Consider the following 4,756-nt stretch of genomic DNA (forward strand, 5'->3'; position numbering starts at 1 on the left):
ACGGTATCTCATATCTTGTGTTATACTAGCCATGCGGAAATACATCCTTTCTTGTTTTGTTTTTGTTTGGTCGCTAAAACTATAACACAGAAAATGTATTTCCGCCTTTTTTATTATTCAGTTGTAACACATGTATTGTAAACCTACAACGACAGGGAATAGCCTGTAAGCAGCCAGCTTGACAGAGCTTCCTTCTTTCGATATACTACTAGGTAATTCAACTTGATATCGAATTAGCACGTTAATTTATTAAAGCGAGGTTATATGAATCAACAACTATTACATACGCCGGAGGGGGTACGTGACATTTACGGCAGAGAAGCTGCCGGGAAGCTGTCTTTGGAAACCGGACTTCGGGACAAAATAAGAAGCTATGGATATGAGGATATCCAGACGCCCACCTTTGAATTTTTTGATGTATTTTCCAGAGAGGTAGGCACCACTCCAAGCAGAGAGCTTTATAAATTTTTTGACAAAGAGGGCAACACCCTGGTGCTGCGCCCTGATTTTACTCCTTCTATCGCCCGGTGTGCGGCAAAGTACTTTATGGAGGAAAAGATTCCCATCCGTCTAAGCTACATAGGCAATACCTTCACAAACACCTCAAACCTCCAGGGAAAGGCGAAGGAGGTCACACAGCTTGGAGCGGAATTAATCAACGATGCTTCGGTGGAGGCCGATGCAGAGATGATCAGTCTTGTAATAGAAGCTTTAAAGGGTACGGGGCTGAAAAAATTTCAGGTCAGTATCGGACAGGTGGAATATTTTAAAGGAATCTGCGAGGAGGCTGGACTGGATGAAGAGACGGAGCTGGATTTGAGGGCCTGCGTTTCCGCTAAAAATTATTTTGCGGCCCAGGAGCTTTTGCAGGAGAGGAGAGTAAAGGAGCCCTACCGCAGCATGCTTCTGAAAATTGCAGATATGTTCGGCGATATGTGTTCCCTTTCTGAAGCTAAAAAACTGGTTCACAATAAACGTTCCTTAGACGCAATAGAACGTCTTGAGAAATTATATGAGGTTCTTAAGCTTTATGAAGTGGAGGATTACATTTCCTTTGACCTTGGAATGCTGAATAAATATCATTATTACACTGGTGTCATTTTCAGAGCCTATACCTACGGAGTAGGCGACGCAGTTGTCAAGGGAGGCAGATACGACGCTTTGCTCAGTCATTTTGGAAAGGAAGCCCCCGCCATCGGCTTTGTCATTGTGATAGATGATATTTTGGAGGCTCTCTCCAGACAAAAGGTCGATATTTTGCTGCCGCCGCCAAAGCAGGTGATCGCCTACACGGAGGAAAATTTCGCTGAAAAACTAAAAGAGGCCAGAGAACTGAGAAAACAGGGGCAGGCTGCAGAGCTGGTTCCGGAGAGGGAGTATAGTCATGAGTGAGGATAGATATTTGACCTTTGCCCTGTGCAAGGGCCGTCTGGCGGACAAGACCCTGGAGCTGTTTTCCCAGATCGGTCTGGAATGCCGGGAAATGAACGACAAAAGCTCCAGAAAGCTTATTTTTGTGAATGAGGAACAAAAGCTGCGTTTTTTCCTCTCCAAGGGGCCGGATGTGCCCACCTATGTGGAGTACGGAGCCGCCGACATCGGCATTGTGGGACGTGATACCATTTTAGAGGAAAACCGCAATGTTTATGAGGTATTGGACCTTGGCTTTGGAAAATGCCGGATGTGCGTGTGCGGTCCGGAAGCTGCCTTAGAGCTTTTAAAGCACCGTAAACGCATACGGGTTGCCAGCAAGTACCCCAATATTGCCAGAGAATATTTTCACAACAAAAAGCATCAGACGGTAGATATTATCAAGCTAAACGGCTCTGTGGAGCTTGGTCCTCTGGTGGAGCTTTCGGATGTGATTGTGGATATTGTGGAGACCGGCTCCACCCTTCGGGAAAACGGTCTTATGGTTTTGGAGGAGGTTTGCCCTTTATCTGCAAGGATGATCGTAAATCCGGTGAGCATGCAGATGAAGGCAGACCGGATTAAGGAGCTGGTGTCAAAAATACGCGGCTGTCTCAAGGCTTAACGCCTGTGGAAAAGCTCTTATATGTGAGGAAGGAGATTTAGGAATGAGGATTATCGCCCTGTCAGGGGAAACCAAGGAAAGCATTTTGCAGGACCTTTTGAAAAGAAGTCCTAACAATTATTCTGAATATGAGGATACGGTGAACCAGATTATCAAACGTGTGAGAGAAGAAGGGGATCAGGCTCTGTTTGATTATACCCAGACCTTTGATCACTTTTCCCTTACAGCAGAAAATATCCGCGTCACAAAGGAGGAGATTGCCAAGGCATATGCCTGCCTTGATCCGGGGTTTGTGGAGATTCTCCGGGAATCTGCGGAAAATATCCGCGCCTTTCACACAAAGCAGCTTCGAAACAGCTGGTTTGACCCAAAGGAGGACGGCACGATCCTGGGCATGAAGATAACCCCCATTGCCAGAGCCGGGGTCTATGTGCCCGGCGGAAAAGCTGCCTATCCCTCCAGCGTTTTGATGAATGTGATTCCGGCCAAGGTGGCGGGCGTTAAAAGTATTGTCATGACCACCCCTCCCGGGGCGGACGGGAAGATAAATCCAGGCACCCTTGCAGCTGCTGATATTGCCGGCGTAGATGAAATCTACCGGGTGGGAGGCGCCCAGGCCATAGCGGCTCTTGCCTTTGGGACAAAATCCATCCCCAAGGCAGACAAGATTACGGGTCCTGGCAATATTTTTGTGGCGCTTGCTAAAAAGGCTGTCTACGGCCATGTGAGCATTGACTCCATCGCCGGGCCCAGCGAAATTCTGGTGCTTGCCGACGGCACCGCCAATCCCCGTTATGTTGCTGCGGATCTGCTATCCCAGGCGGAGCATGACGAGCTGGCCAGCGCCATTTTGATCACCACCTCAAAGGAGCTTGCCAAAAAGGTTTCCCAACAGGTGGAGGAATTTGTAAAGCAGCTTTCCCGAAAAGAAATTATCCAAAAATCCTTGGATAATTATGGCTATATTCTTGTGGCGGATCGCATGGAGGACGCTATTGCAGCGGCAAATGAAATTGCCTCCGAGCACCTTGAGATTCTCACCAGGAATCCCTTTGAGACCATGACCCACATCCGCAACGCGGGAGCAATCTTCTTAGGAGAATACGCCTGCGAGCCCCTGGGAGATTATTTCGCCGGACCCAATCACATTCTGCCCACCAATGGTACGGCTAGATTTTTTTCTCCCCTAAGTGTAGATGATTTTTTGAAAAAGACCAGCATCATTTCTTATTCCAGACCGGCCCTTGAAAGAGCCCACGAAAAGATTGAGACCTTTGCGGAAAATGAAGGCTTGACCGCCCATGCAAACAGTATTAAAGTAAGATTTGAATAAACAGTATTGGAGAGGAGAGCCCTTTATGGCACGCAGCGCACAGATAAACCGAAAGACAAAGGAAACGGATATTTCCCTGACCCTTAATCTCGACGGCAGAGGAGAAAGCCGTCTGGATACCGGAATCGGTTTTTTTGACCATATGCTGGACGGCTTTGCCAGACACGGTTTTTTTGATCTGACCTGCAAGGTAAACGGAGATCTGGAGGTGGACGGCCATCATACAGTGGAGGATACGGGCATTGTTCTGGGGCAGGCTATCCGTCAGGCCGTAGGTGACAAAAAAGGAATACAGCGATACGGTTCCTTTATCCTTCCTATGGACGAGACGCTGGCCCTTTGCGCTCTTGACCTGAGCGGCAGGCCCTACCTCAACTTTGTATGCCCCTTTAGCACATCCAGGGTCGGCTACCTTGACACAGAACTGGTCAGAGAATTTTTCTATGCGGTGTCTTACAGCGCCGGCATGAATCTCCATCTGAAAATACTGGATGGAAGCAACAATCACCACATGATCGAAGCCCTGTTTAAGGCCTTTGCCAAGGCATTAGATCAGGCCGTGACCCTTGATCCCCGCATTCAGGATGTGCTGAGCACAAAAGGAAGCCTTTAGGAGAAGCACCAATGATGACAAAAAAATTTGTTCCCTGTATTTATCTATATCATGAACATGCTGTCAGAAGCCTGACAGACTTAACCGTTGTGGATACGGATCCTTTGCGGCTTGTAAAGCTGTATAACGAAGCAGGCGCTGACGAGCTTCTGGTTTTTGATCTTTCAACGGAAGATGCGGAGCATGACGCCGCGCTGAATCTGCTTAAGGAAATCTGCGCTGCTGCGGAAATAGACGTGATCGGAGCCGGAAATGTGAAACGCATGGAGGACATAAAGAAGCTGCTCTATGCGGGATGCAAAAGGGCGGTGCTGGACTACGAAAAGGAATCCAATATTGCCATCACAAAGGAGGTTTCCCTGAAATTCGGAAAAGAAAAGATTCTCGCCTCCTGCAATGACGCAGACCTTCTTATGGAAAACAAGGAGCTTCTGGAAACCTATGTATCCGGCCTTGTTTTAATGAATCCCCACCAGATACGGCAGACCCAGGCAGTGACCCAGCTTCCCCTTCTGGTGCAGATAAGTCAGCTGGCGTTAAACAAGCTGATGGAAATTATTTCTTATGAAAACGTGTGTGGTGTTACCGGAAATATTATAAACGATAATCTAAAGGAGATAGCGTCCTTAAAAGCACTCTGTCAGGAAAATGGCATTCCCGTAGAAACCCTCAGGGCAGCCTATCGCTGGTCTGATTTCAAGAAAAACAGCGAAGGCCTGGTTCCCGTTGTGGTACAGGATTACCGGACCCTGGAGGTGCTTATGGTGGCCTATAT

The 4,756-nt window shown here is 47.8% G+C and carries 5 protein-coding genes; all 5 read left to right on the forward strand.

Translation table 11 applies throughout. The annotated features are described in order from the left end of the window. Positions 1 to 264 precede the first annotated feature (264 nt). Complete coding sequence (gene hisZ, locus AC1WIP_RS11525) at positions 265 to 1,392, forward strand: ATP phosphoribosyltransferase regulatory subunit (RefSeq protein WP_481141964.1); 1,128 nt, start codon at positions 265 to 267, stop codon at positions 1,390 to 1,392. After that, on the forward strand, positions 1,385 to 2,035 hold the full coding sequence (gene hisG, locus AC1WIP_RS11530; RefSeq protein WP_481141965.1) for an ATP phosphoribosyltransferase: 651 nt from the start codon (positions 1,385 to 1,387) through the stop codon (positions 2,033 to 2,035). Before hisZ ends, hisG begins: the two co-directional genes overlap by 8 nt. A gap of 43 nt (positions 2,036 to 2,078) precedes the next feature. Further along, positions 2,079 to 3,368 (forward strand): histidinol dehydrogenase, encoded by a 1,290-nt coding sequence (hisD, locus tag AC1WIP_RS11535; protein ID WP_481141966.1) that lies wholly within the window; start codon positions 2,079 to 2,081, stop codon positions 3,366 to 3,368. 25 nt (positions 3,369 to 3,393) lie between these two features. Then, complete coding sequence (hisB, locus tag AC1WIP_RS11540; protein WP_481141967.1) at positions 3,394 to 3,981, forward strand: imidazoleglycerol-phosphate dehydratase HisB; 588 nt, start codon at positions 3,394 to 3,396, stop codon at positions 3,979 to 3,981. Between the two features lie 11 nt (positions 3,982 to 3,992). Further along, positions 3,993 to 4,756: HisA/HisF-related TIM barrel protein (locus tag AC1WIP_RS11545; protein WP_481141968.1), on the forward strand; the 764-nt coding region annotated here is incomplete at its 3' end.

The sequence above is a fragment of the Acetatifactor sp. genome, assembly GCF_982438285.1.

What these genes read in the sequence shown, in the direction of transcription:
- hisZ (WP_481141964.1), top strand. Translation starts at nt 265, where the DNA reads ATGAATCAACAACTATTACATACGCCGGAGGGGGTACGTGACATTTAC.
- hisG (WP_481141965.1), top strand. Translation starts at nt 1,385, where the DNA reads ATGAGTGAGGATAGATATTTGACCTTTGCCCTGTGCAAGGGCCGTCTG.
- hisD (WP_481141966.1), top strand. Translation starts at nt 2,079, where the DNA reads ATGAGGATTATCGCCCTGTCAGGGGAAACCAAGGAAAGCATTTTGCAG.
- hisB (WP_481141967.1), top strand. Translation starts at nt 3,394, where the DNA reads ATGGCACGCAGCGCACAGATAAACCGAAAGACAAAGGAAACGGATATT.